Origin of the sequence: Azospirillum sp. A29, assembly GCF_042604625.1 — a bacterium.
Taxonomy (GTDB): domain Bacteria; phylum Pseudomonadota; class Alphaproteobacteria; order Azospirillales; family Azospirillaceae; genus Azospirillum; species Azospirillum palustre.
Map to the genome: position 1 here is coordinate 1,306,753 of NZ_CP170460.1, position 18,365 is coordinate 1,325,117.

The 18,365-nt window shown below is 68.1% G+C and carries 18 protein-coding genes; 3 read left to right on the forward strand and 15 right to left on the reverse strand.

What is annotated here, in order from left to right:
• Window positions 1-26 precede the first annotated feature (26 nt).
• From ABNQ38_RS05605 to ABNQ38_RS05655, 11 genes are all read right to left on the reverse strand, one after another.
• Window positions 27-1,553 (reverse strand): UxaA family hydrolase, encoded by a 1,527-nt coding sequence (locus ABNQ38_RS05605; protein ID WP_377806121.1) that lies wholly within the window; start codon window positions 1,551-1,553, stop codon window positions 27-29.
• A 39-nt stretch (window positions 1,554-1,592) separates the two neighbouring features.
• Window positions 1,593-2,408, reverse strand: a complete 816-nt coding sequence (locus ABNQ38_RS05610; RefSeq protein WP_377806122.1) for an amidohydrolase family protein — start codon at window positions 2,406-2,408, stop codon at window positions 1,593-1,595.
• A gap of 4 nt (window positions 2,409-2,412) precedes the next feature.
• A complete protein-coding gene (locus tag ABNQ38_RS05615) occupies window positions 2,413-3,450 on the reverse strand; it encodes an aldo/keto reductase (RefSeq protein WP_377806123.1) in 1,038 nt (345 codons plus the stop codon).
• A 134-nt stretch (window positions 3,451-3,584) separates the two neighbouring features.
• Complete coding sequence (locus ABNQ38_RS05620; protein ID WP_098738257.1) at window positions 3,585-4,529, reverse strand: ABC transporter substrate-binding protein; 945 nt, start codon at window positions 4,527-4,529, stop codon at window positions 3,585-3,587.
• Window positions 4,530-4,585: 56 nt separating this feature from the next.
• On the reverse strand, window positions 4,586-5,671 hold the full coding sequence (locus ABNQ38_RS05625) for an ABC transporter permease (protein WP_377806124.1): 1,086 nt from the start codon (window positions 5,669-5,671) through the stop codon (window positions 4,586-4,588).
• The gene (locus tag ABNQ38_RS05630) at window positions 5,668-7,242 is read right to left on the reverse strand and encodes a sugar ABC transporter ATP-binding protein (RefSeq protein ID WP_377806125.1); all 1,575 of its coding nucleotides are present in this window, start codon (window positions 7,240-7,242) and stop codon (window positions 5,668-5,670) included. The genes ABNQ38_RS05625 and ABNQ38_RS05630 overlap by 4 nt, the downstream gene beginning before the upstream one ends.
• Window positions 7,243-7,357: 115 nt before the next feature.
• On the reverse strand, window positions 7,358-8,203 hold the full coding sequence (locus ABNQ38_RS05635; RefSeq protein WP_377806126.1) for a fumarylacetoacetate hydrolase family protein: 846 nt from the start codon (window positions 8,201-8,203) through the stop codon (window positions 7,358-7,360).
• A gap of 92 nt (window positions 8,204-8,295) precedes the next feature.
• Entirely contained in the window at window positions 8,296-9,039 is a 744-nt protein-coding gene (locus ABNQ38_RS05640) for an SDR family oxidoreductase (protein ID WP_377806127.1), read from the reverse strand.
• A gap of 148 nt (window positions 9,040-9,187) precedes the next feature.
• Window positions 9,188-10,003, reverse strand: coding sequence for an IclR family transcriptional regulator (locus tag ABNQ38_RS05645; RefSeq protein WP_377806128.1), 816 nt, complete (start codon window positions 10,001-10,003; stop codon window positions 9,188-9,190).
• 253 nt (window positions 10,004-10,256) lie between these two features.
• Window positions 10,257-10,490 carry a hypothetical protein gene (locus ABNQ38_RS05650; RefSeq protein WP_377806129.1) on the reverse strand — a complete coding sequence of 78 codons (234 nt, stop codon included), beginning with the start codon at window positions 10,488-10,490 and terminating at the stop codon, window positions 10,257-10,259.
• Window positions 10,491-11,004: 514 nt separating this feature from the next.
• Window positions 11,005-11,295 carry a hypothetical protein gene (locus tag ABNQ38_RS05655; protein ID WP_377806130.1) on the reverse strand — a complete coding sequence of 97 codons (291 nt, stop codon included), beginning with the start codon at window positions 11,293-11,295 and terminating at the stop codon, window positions 11,005-11,007.
• On the opposite strand from ABNQ38_RS05655, the gene ABNQ38_RS05660 reads away from it, so the two are divergent.
• The 3 genes from ABNQ38_RS05660 to ABNQ38_RS05670 are packed head-to-tail and all read left to right on the forward strand — an operon-like array spanning window position 11,282 to window position 12,547.
• On the forward strand, window positions 11,282-11,440 hold the full coding sequence (locus tag ABNQ38_RS05660; protein ID WP_377806131.1) for a hypothetical protein: 159 nt from the start codon (window positions 11,282-11,284) through the stop codon (window positions 11,438-11,440). The genes ABNQ38_RS05655 and ABNQ38_RS05660 overlap by 14 nt on opposite strands.
• A 19-nt stretch (window positions 11,441-11,459) precedes the next feature.
• Window positions 11,460-11,696, forward strand: a complete 237-nt coding sequence (locus ABNQ38_RS05665) for a hypothetical protein (protein WP_377806132.1) — start codon at window positions 11,460-11,462, stop codon at window positions 11,694-11,696.
• Entirely contained in the window at window positions 11,693-12,547 is an 855-nt protein-coding gene (locus ABNQ38_RS05670; protein ID WP_377806133.1) for an SH3 domain-containing protein, read from the forward strand. The genes ABNQ38_RS05665 and ABNQ38_RS05670 overlap by 4 nt, the downstream gene beginning before the upstream one ends.
• Window positions 12,548-12,630: 83 nt before the next feature.
• Here ABNQ38_RS05670 and ABNQ38_RS05675 read toward each other — a convergent pair whose 3' ends face one another.
• The 4 genes from ABNQ38_RS05675 to ABNQ38_RS05690 form a co-directional block, all read right to left on the reverse strand.
• Window positions 12,631-14,340: an AMP-binding protein gene (locus ABNQ38_RS05675; RefSeq protein ID WP_377806134.1), complete on the reverse strand. Its 1,710-nt coding sequence runs from the start codon at window positions 14,338-14,340 to the stop codon at window positions 12,631-12,633.
• A 124-nt stretch (window positions 14,341-14,464) separates the two neighbouring features.
• The gene (locus ABNQ38_RS05680) at window positions 14,465-15,880 is read right to left on the reverse strand and encodes an aldehyde dehydrogenase family protein (RefSeq protein WP_377806135.1); all 1,416 of its coding nucleotides are present in this window, start codon (window positions 15,878-15,880) and stop codon (window positions 14,465-14,467) included.
• A 144-nt stretch (window positions 15,881-16,024) separates the two neighbouring features.
• Window positions 16,025-16,675: a hypothetical protein gene (locus ABNQ38_RS05685; protein ID WP_377806136.1), complete on the reverse strand. Its 651-nt coding sequence runs from the start codon at window positions 16,673-16,675 to the stop codon at window positions 16,025-16,027.
• Window positions 16,660-18,363, reverse strand: coding sequence for an ABC transporter ATP-binding protein (locus tag ABNQ38_RS05690; protein WP_377806137.1), 1,704 nt, complete (start codon window positions 18,361-18,363; stop codon window positions 16,660-16,662). Before ABNQ38_RS05690 ends, ABNQ38_RS05685 begins: the two co-directional genes overlap by 16 nt.
• Window positions 18,364-18,365: the final 2 nt, after the last annotated feature.

Genomic DNA, 18,365 nt, shown 5'->3' on the forward strand with positions numbered 1-18,365 from the left:
GAGGGGATTTTGCGGATCGCGACCCGTCACATGACGGCGCCGATCTGCCAGGGCACGAACTCGTTGTCGCCGATGCCGTTCTCCTCGCTGCGGGTGCGGTGGCCTGACGCGGTGTCCAGCATCAGGCGGAACAGGGCGGCACCGGCCTCCGCCACGCTGGTGCCGCCGTCCAGCACCGCGCCGCCGTTGAAGTCCATGTCGTCGCCCATGCGGGCATAGAGCGCGCTGTTGGTGGCGATCTTCAGCGACGGCGTCGGCTTGCAGCCGTAGGTCGATCCGCGGCCGGTGGTGAAGGCGATCAGGTTGGCGCCGCCCGCCACCTGCCCGGTCGCCGACACCGGGTCGTAGCCGGGCGTGTCCATGAAGACGAGGCCGTGGTCGGTGACCGGCTCGGCATAATCGACCACCGCGTTCAGGCGGGTGCCGCCGCCCTTGGCGACCGCGCCCAGCGATTTCTCCAGGATGGTGGTGATGCCGCCGGCCTTGTTGCCGGGCGACGGGTTGTTGTTCATGTCGCCCTTGTGCATGCGGGTGTAATCCTCCCACCAGCGGATGCGGTCCATCAGCCTGTCGGCGACGGCGGGGGAGGCGGCACGGGCGGTGAGCAGATGCTCGGCGCCATAGATCTCCGGCGTCTCGGACAGGATGGCGGTGCCGCCATGGGCGACCAGCAGATCGACCGCGGCGCCCAGCACCGGGTTGGCGGTAATGCCGGAATAGCCGTCGGAGCCGCCGCATTGCAGCCCGACCGTCAGGTGGCTCGCCGGCACCGGCTCGCGCCGGACGTCGTTGGCGATGGGCAGCATGGCGCGGACCAGGGCGACGCCGCGCTCGATGGTCTCGCGCGTGCCGCCTTCCTCCTGAATGGTCAGGGTGGCGATCAGCCCGTCCGGACGGGGCGCCAGCATCTGGGCCAAGGGTGCGATCTGGTTCATCTCGCAGCCCAGCCCGATCAGCAGAAGCCCGGCGAAGTTGGCGTGGTCGGCATAGCCGCGCAAAGTGCGGCGCAGGATCGCCATGCCCTCGCCGGTGCCGTTCATGCCGCATCCGCTGCCATGGACGATGGCGACCACCCCGTCGACGTTCGGATAATCGGCCAGCGCAGCGCCATTGAAAGCGTCGGCGATGCGTTTGCAGACGGTGGCGGAGCAGTTCACGCTGGCGATGACGCCGATATAGTTGCGGGTTGCGACCTGCCCGGACGGACGGCGGATGCCGAGGAAGGTCGCTTCCTCCGCGCCGCGCTCGGCCTCGACAATGCGGGTGGAGCCGTGGTCGAGACGGGCTTCACCCATGCCGAGATTGTGGACGTGGACATGCTGGCCGGGTTCGATCGGCTGGGTGGCGGTGCCGATCACCTGCCCGTACTTGACCACCGGCTCGCCCGCCGCTACGGCGCGGATGGCGATCTTGTGGCCGCTGGGGATGGTGGCGGCGGCGGTGCCGGCGAAGCCGCCGACGGAGACGGCGCTTCCCGCCGGGATCTCACGGGTGGCGACCGCGACGCTGTCCGATGGGTTCAGCAGGAGAAGTTCGGGAACGGAAGACGGCATCGGTCTGGTCCTTGCGAAAGAATGGAAAGGCGGACGTGGTCAGCCCAGCCGGTAGAAGGTTGCGGCATTGCCGCCGAACACCGCGTCATGCGCCGCTGCGGGGACCAGCTGGCGGCACATCTCCAGCCAGCCGGGATAGTCGCCGGCCAGCCGCAGGACCGGCCAGTCGCTGCCCCAGATCAGCCGTTCGGTGTCGAACAGGGCGATCAGGCGCTCCACATAGGGGCGGATGTCGTCGATCCCAGTGCGCTCGCCCGCTTCGGTCAGCAGGCCGGAGAGCTTGCACCGGACATTCGGCAAGGCGGCGAGGGCGGCCATGTCCTCCGCCCAGCCGGGAGTGCCGCCGCCGGCGATGTCCGGCTTGGCGGCGTGATCGATGACGATGGGCAGCGACGGATGCCGACGGGCGAAGCGCAGCAGCGACGGCAGGTGAGGCGGCAGGACCAGGGCGTCGAAGCTCAGGCCCCATTCGGCCATCGCGGCGGCGGCCGGATCGATGGCCGGATCGTCCAGCCAGTCGGTGGCTTCGGCCTGTACCATCGGACGCAGCCCCTTCAGCTTGGGATGGGATGCCAGCGCCTGAACCCGCTGCGGGGCGTCCGGCGCCTTCAGGTCGGTCCAGCCGACCACGCCGCGGATGAAGCTGTGCCTTGCGGCGAGGTCGAGCATGAAGGCGGTGTCCGCGTCGCTGGACAGGGTCTGCACCAGGACGGTGCCGTCGATGCCGTTCTCCAGCAGCAGCGGCAGCAGGTCGGGCGGCAGGAAATCGCGGTAAATCGGGCCAAGCTCCGGTGTCGGCCATTCGCCCTGGCGAGCGGCCATGAGCCAGAAATGCTGGTGGGCGTCGATGCGCATGGGGTCAGGCCTCCGCCACGATTGCGGCCGGGATTGGTGCCGCCTCGTCCAGCAGGCCGCGTGACTTCAAGGCCTGCCAGAGGGCGGCGGGGATCGACGCCTGCGCCCAGGCGAGGTTGGTCGCCAGTTGGCCGGCGTTGCGCACCCCGGTGACGCAGGAGGCCACCGCCGGATGGGCCAGCGGGAATTGCAAGGCTGCGGCGGGAAGCTCGACAGCGAACTCGCGGCAGGCGGTGGCGAGCGCCTCCACCCGCGCGACGGTTTCCGGCGGGGCGTCGGCATAGTTGAACTTGCCGTTGCCGGCGAGGATGCCTGAATTGAACACCCCGGCGGCGACGACCCGCATGCCGGTGGCGAGGCAGCGCTCTAGGAAGGGCGACAGGCTGGTCTGTTCCAGCAGGGTGTAGCGGCCAGCCAGCATGGTGCAGTCGAGATCGACCTCGTCCATCGCGTCCAGCGCCACCTCCCATTCATTGACGCCGAGGCCGATGGCCGACACCGCGCCATCGCGCCGCAACTCCTCCAACGCGCGGAAACCGCCGCCGCGGGTCAGCGCGTCCCAGTGATGGGCATGGGCGTCGCCATGGGTGACCCGGCCGATGTCGTGGACATAGAGGATGTCGATGCGGGCAAGGCCGAGACGCTGGAGCGAATCCTCCACCGAGCGCAGGATGCCGTCGCGGGAGTAATCGTAGACCGGGTGGAAGGGCAGGGGTTCGGCCCAGCCATTGGCATCGACGCCCGATGTCCGCGCGCCGCCGGCATTCGGGCGGATCAGCCGGCCGACCTTGGTCGACAGCACGAACCCGTCGCGCGGCCTGTCGCACAGGGCGGCGCCCAGCCGCCGCTCCGACCGGCCATAGCCGTAATAGGGGGCGGTGTCGAAATAGCGGATGCCGGCCTCCCAGGCCGCGGCGACCAGACTGTCGGCCTCGGCCGGATCGGTCGGGCGGTAGAGCCCGCCGAGCTGCGCGCAGCCCAGACCGATCACCGGGAGCGACAGGCCGGAGCGTGGCAGGGTGTGGCGGTCGGTCAGGTTCATGCGGGACGCCTCGACTGCGGAAACCAACTGCGGAAACGTGATGGCGAAGAAAATGGCGTGCGCGGCGAGGGACCGGGCGCCGCGCACGCCCAAGGCCAGGAGAAGCGGCCCAGGAGAAGATGCTATGCAACCGCTCAGTAGAGAACGTTCTGCGCTTCCGGCGTCGCCAGATTGGCCTTGGTCACCAGCACCACGCCGGTGTCGAGTGCCTTTTCGACCTTCTCGCGCTTGGTCAGCTTGACCGCCGTCTGCACCCCCAGATAGCCCATCTGGTAGGAGCCCTGGACGGCGATGGCCTCCAGCGTGCCGTCCTTGACGAAGCCCTGGAGATCCTGGTTGCCGTCGAATCCGACCGCGGCGATGTGGCCGGCCTTGCCGCTCTGGGCCAGCGCGCGGCCCATGCCGATGGCGGTCGGCTCGTTGGCGCCGAAGATTCCCTTCAGGTCGGGGTTGGCGGCCAGCACGTCGGTGGTCTGGTTCAGCGCGGTCGCCATCTGCGACTGGGAATAGAAGGGACCGACGATCTCCAGCTTGGAATGGTCCTTGATGTATTTGGTGAAGCCGCCGACCCGGCCGATCTCCGATCCCGCACCGGCGACATAAGACATGACGGCGATCTTGCCGCTGGTGCCGACCTTGTCGATCAACGCCTTGGCGCACAGCTCGCCCGCCTTGACGTTGTCGGTCGATAGCATGGCCTGATAATACTGTTTGCCGGCGTCCGACACGGGGGAGTCGATCAGCACCACCGGGATCTTGGCTTCCCATGCCTTCTTCAGCACCGGGACCAGCGCGTCGGGGTCGGAGGGGGCGAGCACGATGCCGGCGACCTTCCGGTTCACCGCGTTCTCCACCATGTTGACCTGATCGGCGATGGCCGATTCCGCCGCCGGACCCTGGAAGGTCATGGTGTAGCCGTCCGCCTCCTTCTGGGCGGTGGCGGCACCCTTCTGCACATTCTGCCAGAAGGTGGAGTTCACCGTCTTCACCACCACGGCGATCTCCTTGTCGGCGGCAAGGGCACTGCCGGCGGCGAGAGCGATGGCGGACGCCAGACAGGCCGAAACAAAGCGCTTCATGGTTTCACTCCCTGTTGGTTTGTTTTGGGCAGGCATGTAGTCGTCGAGAACGCCGGTCAGCGCCGGTTGCGGATCTGGTCGATCCAGACGGTCAGCAGGATGACCAGACCGATGATGATCTGCTGGGTGAAGGCCGACACGCCGTTCATGTTCAGCCCGTTGCGCAGGATGCCGATCACGAAGGCGCCGATGGCGGTGCCGGAGATCGTCCCCACCCCGCCGATCAGCGAGGTGCCGCCGATGACGGCACTGGCGATGGCGTCCAGCTCGTACATCACGCCTTCGTTGGGCTGGGCGGTGACGAGGCGGGACATCAGGACGCAGCCGGTCAGCCCGGCCAGCGTGCCGGACAGCACATAGGTGAACAGGGTGACGCCGGCGACATTGACGCCGGACAGCCGTGCGGCCTCCGCGTTCGAGCCCACGGCGTAGATGTGGCGGCCCAGCGTGGTACGGCTCAGCATGATCGCCACCGCGATGGCGATCACCACCATCAGCACCACCGGATAGGGGATGCCGGGGAAGACCACGTCGGGAAAGCCGTCCTCGCCGATGCGGACGATGCGGAACATGGCGCCGTTGCCAAGCTCGCCGAAGGAGTCGCCGAGGCCCGACACGGCACGCGCACCGGTGATCTGCAGGGCGACGCCGCGCGCCACCATCATCATGCCCAGCGTGGCGATGAAGGGCGGCAGCTTCAGCCGGGTGACGCACAGCCCGTTCAGCAGTCCGCAGAAGGCGCCGACCAGAATGCCCAGCCCCATGCCGAGCGGCACCGGCGCGCCCGCCTTGACCGCCAGCGCCGCCACCACGCCAGACAGCGCCAGGACGGAGCCGACCGACAGATCAATGCCGCCGGTGATGATGACGCAGGTCGCGGCGATGCCGAGATAGGCGATGGAGGTCACCTGCAAGGCGATGGTCATGCCGTTGCCGACGCTGAGGAAGGCGTCGCTGGTCGCGGAGAAGACGGCGACCAGCACCAGCAGTCCGGCCAGCGCCGCGAATTTCTGGATCAGGTCTTTGCGCCGGTCATTCATCACCCGGCTGCCTGTGGTTTGGGGAGCGTCGCTCACCGGCTGGCGCGGTATGGCGGCAGCGGACGGCGCGGCGTCGAGGGTCTTGGTGGTGGGATTGCTCATGGCGTTTCGGCTCCCGGCGCCGCCGGACAGCCATGGCCCGAGGCGAAATGCATGATCTCTTCCTGGCTGGTCGCGCGCGTGTTCAGAACGGCGGTGATCCGGCCTTCGTGAAAGACGGCGACGCGGTCGGTCAGGCCGAGGATCTCCGGCAGTTCGGAGCTGATCAGCACCACGCCGATCCCCTCGGCGGCCAGCCGGTCGAGAAGCTGGTAGATGGCGAACTTGGCGCCGACATCGATGCCGCGCGTCGGTTCATCGAAGAACAGGATGCGCGACTGGCGGAACAGCCACTTAGCGATGACGATCTTCTGCTGGTTGCCGCCCGACAGCAGGCGCGCCACCTGATGCGGCGACGGCGTGCGGATCGACAGCATCTGGATGTAGCGCCAGGCCGCCTGCTCTTCCGCCTTGCGGTCGATGAAGCCCAGCGCGTTGGACACCGCCGCCATGTTGGCGAGCGTCAGGTTCTGGGTGACCGACATCTTGACCGCCAGCCCGTGGCTCTTGCGGTCCTCCGACAGATAGGCGATGCCGTGGGCGATGGCGTCGCGCGGGGTCTTCACCGCGATCTCGCCATCACCGAGCCGGATGGTTCCGGCATCCAGCGGGTCGGCGCCGAAGATCGCCCGCGCCACCTCGGTGCGGCCCGCACCCATCAAACCGGCGAAGCCGAGAATCTCGCCGCGCCTGAGGTCGAAGCCGACATCGTGGAAGACGCCGCGGCGGGTCAGGCCGCGCACCTCCATCAATACCGCTTCGGTGGGAACCGAGGTGCGCTCCGGAAATTTGTCGTCCAGCGAGCGGCCGACCATCAGTGCGACGATCTCATCGACGCAGGTGTCGGCGAAGGCGCGGGTGTCGACGAAGCGGCCGTCGCGCAGCACCGTCACCCGGTCGACGATCAGCGCCATCTCGTCCAGCCGGTGAGAGATGTAGACGATCCCGACTCCCTGCTCCTTCAGCTCCCGGATCACCTGGAACAGCAGGGCGGTTTCGGATTCGGTGAGGGACGAGGTCGGCTCGTCCATGATGACGATCTCGGCGTTCAGCGACAGCGCCTTGGCGATCTCCACCATCTGGCACTGGGCGACCGACAGCGACTTCACCGGGGAGTCGGGGTGGATGTCGACGCCGAGCCGGTCGAGGCAGGCCTGGGCCTGCCGGCGCAGCGCCGCGCGGTCGATGAACCAGCCGCGTTTCGGCTCCCGCGCCAGGAAGATGTTCTCGGCCACGCTCAGATGCGGGACGAGGTTCAGTTCCTGGTGAATGATGGCGATGCCGGCCCGCTCGGCATCGAGCGAGGAAGCGAAGCGCCGCACCTCGCCTTTGTAGGCGATGCTGCCCTCGTCGGGCTGGTACTGGCCGCTGATGATCTTCATCAGCGTCGATTTGCCGGCCCCGTTCTCGCCGCACAGCGCATGGACCTCGCCGCGCCGCAGGTCGAAGCCGACGCCGTCCAGCGCCAGCACGCCGGGAAACCGCTTGGTGATGCTGTCCAGCCGCAGCAGCTCGGTCCCCGCCATTGCTGCGGGGAACCGGCCGGGGGCCGTGTCGAGCGACGCTTGCTGCATGGCACCTCCCCATCCGGCGTGTCCGGTCGTTTGGACCGCGCCGTCTGGCTGCTTTGTCGAGCAAACCGCTTATGCCGCTGGCCGCACCACCCGTTCGGATGCGGCCGGTCTGGCGTCACTCCGCCGCGTACACCTGCTGGCGCTGGCGGCCGAGACCCTGGATCTCAAGCTCGATCCGGTCGCCGGGCTTCAGATAGGTCGGCGGCTTCAGCCCCAGCCCGACGCCCGGTGGGGTGCCGGTGGAGATGACGTCGCCCGGATGCAGGCTCATGAACTGCGACAGGTAGGAGACGATGTGGGCGACGCCATAGACCATCGTCCGGGTCGAGCCGTTCTGGTAGCGGTGGCCGTTGACCTCCAGCCACATGTCGAGCGCCTGCGGGTCGGGAACCTCGTCCTTGGTCACCAGCCAGGGGCCGATGGGGCCGAAGGTGTCGCAGCTCTTGCCCTTGGTCCACTGGCCCTGGCGTTCGATCTGGAATTCGCGTTCCGACAGGTCGTTGACGACGCAATAGCCGGCGACATGGTCCAGAGCCTCGGCCTCCGACACATACTTGGCCGTCTTGCCGATGACGACGCCGAGTTCGACCTCCCAGTCGGTCTTGGTCGAACCGCGCGGGATCTCGACCGGGTCGTCCGGACCCTGGATGGTGGAGGTCGCCTTCATGAAGATCACCGGCTCCGACGGGACGGTCGCCCCGGTTTCCGCCGCGTGGTCGGAATAGTTGAGGCCGATGCAGACGAACTTGCCGGTGCCGGCCACGCAAGGACCCAGCCGGGTCGAGGCATCGACCAGCGGCAGGCTGTCCACCGGCAATGCCGCGATCTCCGCCAGCCCCTCGGGCAGCAGCCAGCGGCCGGCGATGTCGCCGACATGGGCGGACAGGTCGCGGATACGCCCCTGGGCATCCAGCAATCCCGGCTTCTCGGCCCCCCGCGGGCCATGGCGCAGAAGCTTCATCGAGCGTTTCCCCAGATTTCTCGTTCAGGAGTTTCTTGTCGTTTTCGCTGGCCGGCCGCTGGTCTGGTGGCTGCCGGTCGGATTCCCGGCGGTCAGGTATTTGTCCAGCCGCCGTCGATGGCGATGGCCTGTCCGGTCATGAAGGAGGATTCGTCGGAGGCGAGGTAGACGGCGAGCTTCGCCACCTCCTCCGCCGTGCCCAGACGGCCCATCGGTTGGCGCGCGATGAAGGCGGCGCGCGCGGTGTCGTAATCGCCGAGCGCCCGCATGCGGTCGTGCAGCGACGGGCTGTCCACCGTGCCGGGGCAGATGGCGTTGACGCGGATTCCGCGGGTGACGTAGTCGGCGGCGACCGACTTGGTCAGGCCGATCACCGCGGCCTTGGTGGTGCCGTAGATGAAGCGGTTGGGCGCCCCGATGATCGACGAGGCGACGGACGACATGTTGACGATCGATCCGCCGCCGGCCTCCAGCATTCCCGGCAGGAAGGCGCGGATCATCCGGTACATCGACCGGACATTCAGCGTGACGGCGAAATCGAAGGCGTCTTCGTCGCACTCCAGCACCGTGCCGGCATGAACGAAGCCGGCGCAGTTGAACAGAACCGACGGAGCCGGCACCTCTGCGGCGAAGGCGCGGATTGCCGCCGGATCGCAGACGTCCAGGCGGCGGGTGACGATGCCGGGAATGCCCGACAGCTCCGCCAGCAGCCCGTCATTGATGTCCGTCGCGATCACGCTGGCGCCTTCCTCCGCGAAGGCGAGTGCGGCGGCGCGGCCCATTCCCTGTGCCGCGGCGGTGACGATGGCGGTCTTGCCCTGCAATCTGGCGGTCATGGCGGTGTGTTCTCCCCAGGCGCTATTCCCTAAGGCGCGATGTCGGGTGCGGTTGCAGAGCCGCCGGGTCGCATCGCTGTTGCCACAATCCGCAGCGCGGATCGCATGTTTTATATACACATCGTCATTGCGCCTGTAAATCGATCCGTCAGTCCAACGAAAAGATTTCCGATATACGCCGACTGGCTTCGTCCAGGGCGGCCAGGATCTCCGCCGGTTCCTTCGGAACCTGCCGGGTGCGCAGATAGGGGCAGGTCAGGGCGGCGACGGCGCCGCCCTCCCGCCGGTCGATCACGGGACAGGAGAGATCGACCACCGCTTCGGTGATGCCGCTGGGGCGGGCGACATGGCCGGCGGCGCGGACAGCATCCAGGTTGCGGTCCAGCGCATCCAGGTCGATCCACGGATCCTCCCGCCGCAGCTCCTCATACAGGCCGTGGCGGCGGCGGGCACCGATGAAGGCCATCAGGCAATGGCCGGACCCGGTCAGCACCAGGGGCTGGCGGTAGCCGATGCGGACGGTGAAGCCGATGTGGCTGGTGCTTTCCACCCGCGCCACCACTGCGATCTGCGTGCCCGACATCACGGCGAGATGGCAGGAATAGCCGGTCTTCTCGGCGAAGGCGTTCATGAAGGGCAGGGCGATCTCGATCAGCGAGCGGTTGACCGGCCGGTTCATTCCCAGGCGGAACAGCCGGTCGGTGACGCGGAAGCGGTCGTCGCCCTCCAGCCGCTCGATATAGCCGCGCTGCGCCAGCACCGAGACCATGCGGAAGATTTCGCCCTTGGTCCGTCCCACGCCGTCGCCGATCTGCTGCAACGACTGGGGATCGCGGCACTCGGACAGGAATTCCAAGATGTCCAACCCCTTTTCCAGCGCCGGGGCGGAGTACCGCCGCTCGCGGTCCGGTGTGTCCGGCAGATCGGCGGACATGTCGGGTGGGTCGGCGTCGGTTCCGGTCATGGCGGCGTTCCCTCTTTTGCCGGTGCGGCTTCGTTTTACCTATGATTCTCCCACTTCACTGGAAAAACAATGGAGGACTTGCGCATCACCGCCGCTCTCTCAAAGCAACGGGAGCCTCGGCGAACCGAGGCTCCCGCCTTGCATAATCAGCGCACCCCGTGCCCCTATTTGGCGGCGGTCGTGTTCGAGACCTTGACCGGTGTCGGCTGTGCTGCCGAAGGCTTGGCCAGATCCTGGCGCAGATCGTTGGGCTTCAGCGGTTCACCCTTGCGCCAGGAGATGCGGTAGTAAAGCTCGCGACCTCCGGGTAGGTTTCGAAATTGTCGAGGTTCGCGCGGGCCTTCGTCTGGTTGCGCTGGGCGCACACCACGTCCCCCCGCTCCGTGCACATTTCGGCACGCAGCGACGGCACCAGGGCGCTGGTCGGATCCCAATATTCGGCATCGTCGAGCGCCGTGATCGCCTGATCGTAGCGGCCCGTTGCCATGAAGGCGCCGGCCCGCAGCAGATCCCCGGCGGCCAGGATTGTGTAGGCGTGCGAAAAATCTTTGCGTGAGACCGCCGATAGCAAATTGCGAGCTGAAAGAGATGATCTTCAATAGAAATGAAGATCCTGCGGATTACTCGTTTGTCTGCGTGAAGATAGATTAAGTGTTTAAACGACTGCTGGAGAGATTTTTTATATAAGAGAGCCTGGGTCAATTCGGATAACCCCTATCGGACTTCCAATATTAAGTTTGATCTATCAATAAAACTCAATTTCAGAATTGAAAATTTAATAAAGTGAAGAACTGCCAGTTTTTCAAATAGAGTTGTGGATATTGGGCGACGACGGCAGTGGTCGCCCAATATAATTATGTAAGGATTTGAGTAAAATTACCAGGGCTTGTGAAAAGGTCTTTCAGGACTTGATCGACCTTGCGGCCTTGATAACCGGAGCAACTCGTCGGGAGGGAAGCGAAAGAGCGGTGGGGCGGTTGCTCTTCGATGCGCGCAGCCGGTTATCGGGTTGCGACCGTGTACGCCCGCTGTACGGAAAGTCCCTTGCGCGGGCCTGGGCGGTCGTCTTCCGGGAAGGCCATCTCGGGCGAAGAGCGCCCCCGGCCCGGCGGCGTCCGGTCGAGCGACGGGGGAGCGGAAACCGGCCCCTTGGCGGGCGGTGTCTCGATCGGCTGGGCGCAGCGTTCCCGCCGCTGCTTCAGGTAGGCCGTGCGGGTGGCATCATAGTCCGGCAGGCGGATGTTCTTCGCTTCGATGTCGAATTGCCGGGTCGCCGTGATGTCGGCTACCACCTCGACCGACTCCGCGATGACGATGGTCTGCAAGCTGGCGCCGGTGCCCGCCGCCACCCCGGTGCTGTTCCAGTGCTTCGGCCAGGACGCGCTGGAGCGGTTGCGCGTGGTGGCCGAGGGCGACCTCGCCAGCGAGACCTTCTGACCCACGAGGAGACAGCATCATGGAGCTGACCTCTCTGACCGTCCTGGTCGTCACCGCGTCGCTGCTCGGCGGCATCGCCATGGACGTGGGCATGAACACGCTCCAGAACTGGTACGACACCTTTTATCAGGACGCATTCTGGAGCAGCCGGAAGGTCAGTCCGGAGCTGGAGGCCCAGCTCGCCCGCGAAGAAGCGGAAATCGACCGGCTGATCAGGGCCAGTGACTTTGTGAACGAGGAAAGCGCGAAACCATGAATTCGACCCGTCCGGCCCTTCGTCCGCTTCCCCAGGACGCCTTGGCCCTGGCCGCCTTGACCCTGTTCCTCCTGGCCTCGCCGCTGACGGCCGGGGCGCAGAGCGCGCGCGACGCGCCGCCGGCGCAGGTCACGCCGCTGGACGGAGACTTCGTGGCGACCGCGCGGATCAATGTGCGCGAGCAGCCCTCGGCGCGGGCGGCGCGCATCGAGCTGGTCGATGGCGGAAGCCGCCTGCGGGTGACCGGCAAGGTGCCCGACGCCCCCTGGTACAGCGTGGTGACGCAGAGCGGCCGGACCGGTTTCGTGTCGGCCGACCTGCTGCGCGCGGCTGCTCCGGCAACCGGCGGCGCCTCCGGCCCGGCAAACGCACCGGTTCCGGTCTCCACGCCGGTTGCCGCTGCCGCGGCGTCCACTCCCGCGCCGGTGCCCGCTGATCCGGTCCTGCTGGAGCGGCTGGACAAACTCCAGGCCCGGCTGGACGAGATCGAGCGGAAGCTGGCGGCGATGCCCGACCTCCAGGCCCTCGCGGATCGCGGTGCCGGGGATGCGTCACGGATGGAAACGGTGAACGCCACCATCGAGATGGCGAAGGGAATGATGGAGACCCTGTCCGCGTTGCAGGAACAGGCATCGACCCGGCTGAACGAGCAGCGTGAGGAATTCGGCAAAGTCAGCGACCGGCTGAAGTCGGTCGAGGAGGACATGCAGCCGGCCGTCGAGTGGATCAAGCAGTGGAAGGACAAGGCCCCGCCGCTGGCGGAGGAGGCGAAGGGATGGTTCTCGACAACCACCGGGGCCGTGTATGGCTGGATCGGCGCCTGGCTCCCATGGGGTGGGCGGGCGTCCTGACCCCTGTCGTCCCGGCATTGCCGGCAGACGCATGAAGCCGGGACTCCCCCGGCCGGCAGTCCGCCGGCCGGGGACAGGGTGCGTCAGGCGGTGCGGTCCTGGGACAGGTTCAGCTCTTCGATCATCGTCTGGCGCATGACGAATTTCTGGATCTTGCCGGTGACGGTCATCGGGAAGTCTTCGACGAAGCGGATGTATTTCGGGATCTTGTAATGGGCGATGGCGCCCTGGCAGAAGGCGGTCACCTGCTGTTCGGTGAGCGCCGTCCCCGGCTTCGGCCGGATCCAGGCGCAGAGCTGTTCGCCATACTGCTGGTCGGGAACGCCGAACACCTGCACGTCGGCGATGTCGGGGTGGGTGTAGAGGAATTCCTCCACCTCGCGGGGATAGATGTTCTCGCCGCCGCGGATCACCAGATCCTTCAGCCGTCCGACGATGTTGCAGTAGCCCTCCCTGTCGATGGTGGCTAGATCGCCGGTGTGCATCCAGCCGGCTTCGTCGATGGCCTTGGCGGTCTGCTCGGCGTCGCCCCAATAGCCGCGCATCACCGAATAGCCGCGGGTCAGCAGTTCCCCTGGCGTGCCCGGCGGGACGATGCGGCCTTCCGCGTCGACGATCTTCACCTCCAGATGCGGCTGGATGCGCCCGACGGTGGAGACGCGCCGTTCGAGCGGGTCGTCGGTGGAGCTTTGGAAGCTGACCGGACTGGTTTCGGTCATGCCGTAGGCGATGGTGATCTCGCGCTGGTTCATCTCGGAGACCACGCGCTTCATCACCTCGATCGGGCAGGGCGAGCCGGCCATGATGCCGGTGCGCAGGCTCGACAGGTCGAAGGTTGCGAAGTCGGGATGGTCGAGCAGGGCGATGAACATGGTCGGCACGCCGTGCAGCCCGGTGCAGCGCTCCTCCTGCACCGCGGTCAGCACGGCGACGGAGTCGAAACCCTCGCCCGGGATCACCATGCAGGCGCGGTGGGTGACGCAGGCGAGGTTGCCCAGCACCATGCCGAAGCAATGATAGAAGGGGACCGGGATGCACAGCCGGTCCTGTTCGGTCAGGCGCATCGCCTCGCCGACGGAAAAGCCGTTGTTCAGGATGTTGTGATGGGTCAGCGTGGCACCCTTTGGGCTGCCGGTGGTGCCGCTGGTGAACTGGATGTTCACGGGATCGTCGAATTGCAGGGTGCCGGCCAGCCGTCCCAGCTCCGCCACGTCGGCCGGGCGGGCCAGTGCCGGCAGCCCGTCGAAATTCAGCATGCCCGGCGTCTTCTCCGACCCGAGGCGGATCAGGTGGCGCAGGCTGGGCAGCCGTTGCAGCGACAGGGGCTTGTCGGCGGCTGCCTGCGCCAGCTCCGGCGCCAGCTTGGCCATCATGCCGAGATAGTCGCTGGACTTGAAGGACGGCGACAGGATCAGGGCGGCGCAGCCGACCTTGTTGATGGCGTATTCCAGCTCGTGCAGGCGGTAGGCCGGGTTGATGTTGACCAGGATCAGGCCGGCCTTGGCGGTGGCGAACTGGGTCACCACCCATTCGGCGTTGTTCTGCGACCAGATGCCGATGCGCTCGCCCGGCTTCAGCCCCAGCGCCACCAGACCCGCCGCCACCCGGTCGACGGTGCGCTTGAACTCCGCGTAGGTCCAGCGGACGCTCTGGTGACGGACGATCAGGGCAGGCCGGTCGGGGGACAGCGCCGCCATGCGGTCGAGATGGGCGCCGATGGTCTCGCCCAGCAACGGGGTGTTGCCCGCTCCGTGAACATAGCTCTGGGTCAGCGACGTGGTGTCGGTACTCAAGGCTGCTTTCCTTCCCCGGATAATTTATGGACCGGCGGTCCTTTATGGGCACCGCCCCCCGGTGGGAGCGGTGCGGTTCCCCTACTGAACCCGCGCGGAGACGGCCTGTCGATCCCCCGTTCGGCTAGTTGGCCCGGTTGATGGCCCGGTTGATGACCGTCAGCTGGGTGAATTCGGCCAGCCCCTCCTCGGCGAACTCGACGCCCAGGCCGGATTGCTTGGCGCCGCCGAAGGGGATGGTGGGGCCGAAATCGAGATGGGTGTTGATCCAGACCGTCCCCGCCTCCAGCCGGCATGCCACCCCATAGGCCCGGTCGGGGTTGGACGACCAGACCGACGCGCCGAGCCCGTAGGGAGAGGCGTTGGCGCGCCGCACCGCATCGTCGATGCCGGTGACCCTGATCACCGGCAGGATCGGGCCGAACTGCTCCTCGTCCACCAGCCGGGCGCCGTCGGCGATGTCGCGGACGATGGTCGGGCGGATGAACCAGCCGGGTCCGCCGGTGACAGCACCGCCAGCGATGATCCGGCCGTCGCGGCCGGCATCCTCCAGGAAACCGAGAACCTTGTCGTACTGCGCACGGTTCTGGAGCGGGCCGATCCGCACGTCCGGCAGCAGCCCGTCGCCGACCACCGCCGCCTCAGCCAGGGCGGCCAGCTCGGCGCAGAGGGCGTCGTAAATGCGCTCATGCACATAGAGCCGCTTGATCGCCAGACAGACCTGCCCGGCATTCATGAAGGCGCCGGCGAACAGCTTCGGCGCCACGGCCTTGGGGTCGGCGTCGTCCAGCACGATGGCGGCGTCGTTGCCGCCCAGTTCCAGCGTGATCCGCTTGATCGTCGCCGCGGCCGAGGACATCACCCGCCGCCCGGTCTCGGTCGAGCCGGTGAAGGTCACCTTGCGCACGTCGGGGTGGCTGGAAAGGCGGGCACCCAGGTCGTTGGCATCGGTCACGATGTTGACGACGCCGGGCGGCAGGGTCTCGGCGCACAGCTCGCCGAAGCGCAGGGTGGTCAGCGGCGTGGTCGGCGCCGGCTTGATGACCATGCTGTTGCCGGCCAGCAGCGCCAGCGGCAGCTTGAAGGCGACGATCAGCAGCGGGAAGTTCCAGGGAATGATCGCCGCGACCACGCCCAGCGGCCGGCGGTGCAGCTCGACCCGACGCCGCTCGCCGTCCTCCACCACCCGAACCGGCAGGTCGAGCGTGGCGAGGCTGCGCAGGAAGGCCTCGGTATAGGCAAGCTCGGCGGTGGATTCCGACAGGGGCTTGCCCTGTTCACGGGTCAGCAGCCGGGCGAATTCTTCGGCGCGGCGGTTCAGCGCGTCGGCAAGCCGCAGGATCGCCGCGCGGCGGTCCGCGATGGGCAGTGCGGCCCAGCCGGGGAAGGCGGCCTTGGCGGCGGCGACCGCCTCGTCCATCTGCGCCGCCGACCCGCGCGGACAGTCGGCGATCACCGCCTCCGTCGCCGGGTTGACGACGGGCATGGTGGTGTCGCCGGCGACCAGTCGGCCGCCGATCAGCAGTTTGTAATCAGACATCGGGGTGTTCCGGAATTGTGGAGGGGCAGACGATGCCCGGTGGGAAGCGGCGGAAGTATCGCCGTCGCGGGGTGCTCAATCTATCCGCCTTGCGAACTGATTATAGAGCGGATGCTTTTCCCTGCCGCCGCGGCTGCCGGGGCGTCAGACCAGACGCCGCTCCGGCCCGTGCCAGCGGGCGGCGCTGTGCAGACGGGCGAGAGCGGCCTCGCGCGACGGCGGGGCGACGGCGGCCAGCAGGCCGGCGAGATGACCGACGGCGAGGCTGGCGCCGCCCACATGCGGGGCGCCATCCAGCCGGCGCGGGCAAGTGCCGAAGGCGGCGGGCAGGATGGACACCTCGCCGGGGGCGCAACGGGCGTCGCCGGTGGCGGCGATGACGCCGGGATAGGCGGCGGGCCACACCGGACCGCCGCGCGCCGGGCTGGCGGCGACCAGCAGCAGGCCGTGCGACAGCGCCTCTTCCACCGCGGCGCGCAGCACCGGGCGGTCGGCGGACAGGCCGAGGCTGAGGGTCGCCAGCCGGGCGCCGCAGCCGACGGCCCAGCGCAGAGCCGCCGCCACCGCCGCAGGCGAGGCGGTGATGCGGTCATGGAAGATCTGGGCGTCGATCAGCGTCGCTGCGGGGGCCTGCACCAGGATCGCTGCGGCGACGGCGCTGCCATGGCCGATGCGGTCAGGGTGGGCCGGGATTTGTTCGATGCCGAGAGTGTCTTCACGCAGTCGGAAGGCCGCGCGCTCGGTCGCCTGTGCGTTGGGCAACGAGATGCCGCTGTCGATCACTGCGATGCGCATGCGGCCTCCAGGGTTTGGGTAACCGGCTCCAGGCGGCCATGCTCCAGGCGATACACCGCGTCGCAGCCGGCCAGCGCCTCGCCGCGGTGGCTGATGACCAGACGGGTGCGGCCGGCAAACAGGCGGTCCACGTCGGCGATCAGCCGCTCGGCGGCGGTCGGGTCGAGGGATGAGACCGGCTCGTCGAGGATCAGCAGGTCCGGCTTGCGCAGCAGGCAGCGGGCCAGCGCGATCCGTTGCCGCTGCCCGCCGGAGAGGGCGGAGGCCCAGGCGCCGACCGGCGTATCCAGCCCGCGTGGCAGGCTGGCGATCCAGCCGCTGAGCTGGGCAGCGGCCACCGCCTCGGCCAGCGTGTCCCGGTCGAGCGCCGCGCTCTCCGCTGCGGGCAGGCCGAAGCGCAGATTGTCGGCGATGCTGCCCGGCAGCAGCGGCGCGTCCTGGCCCAGCACCGCCACGCGGCGGCGCAGCAGGGCAGGGTCGAGGTCGCGCAGGTCGATACCGTCGAGCGCGATGCGGCCCCACTCCGGGTCGTAATGGCGGTGCAACAGGTCGGTCAGCGTCGATTTGCCTGCGCCGGAGGGGCCGAGCAGCCCGACCTTGGACCCCGCCGGAATGGCGAGGGACAGCCCGTCGAGCACCGGCCGGCCGGGGCCATGGCCGAAGACAACGCCTTCGACCGACAGCGCACCGCCCCGGTCGGCCGGGATGACCGTCCGGGCCGGGCGGCTTACGGCAGGGGCTTCGGACAGCAGTTCGCTCAACCGGTCCAGCGACACGCGGGCGCGCTGCGCCCCGACCATCAGGCCGAGAAGCCCCTGGACCGGACCGGTGGCGCGGCCGAGATAGGCGGAGAAGGCGATCAGCGCGCCCAGCGACAGCTCGCCGTCGATCACCCGCAGGCCGCCCCACAGGAACACCGCCGCCGTTCCGGCGGATCCCAGCAGGCCCGGCACGCCGCCGGTGACGATGCCGACCATCTGCTGGCGCAGAAGCTGGCCCAGGCAATCGCGGTCGAGGGCGGCGAGGCGGTCGGCCTCCTGGCCCTCGGCGCCCAGCGACTGGATCAGCTTCATGGCGGACAGGCGCTGCACGAAGAAGCCGGTCAGCGCCGCCATGGAGTCGCGGAGTGCGCGGGCGCTGCGCTCCACCCAGGGCCGGGTGCCGCGCAGGAACAGCGCCTGCGCCGGCAGCAGCAGGAAGGCGATCACGGTCAGCGCCGGGTCGATCAGCAGCAGCAGCGCCACCGCCCCGGCCAGCGTCAGCAACGCGTTCAGCGCCGACAGCGGCGCATCGACGGCGAAGCGCTGCACCTCCGCCAGATCGCCGTCGAGCCGGCCCAGCACGTCGCCGGCCGACCAGCGGGCGTAAAAGCGCGGCGGCAGCGTCTGGAGATGGCCGTAGACATGCTCCCGCATCGCGAACAGCACGCTGGCCGATGCACGGGTGTAGACCAGCCGGTTCGCCCCCGACAGCAGGGTGGAGACCAGCCCCGCCGCCAGCATGCCCAGCGTCAGCAGAACCAGCAGCCGGGCGTCGCCGCCGGTCAGCCCGTCATCGACGATGCGCTTGGTCAGCCATGGCTGCGCCAGCCCGATGCCGGTGCCTGCCAGCGACAGGGCGACGCAGACCGCCAGACGGCTCCGGTGCGGCCGGACGAAGCCGCCGGCCCAGCGCAGGGAATGGGGCATGG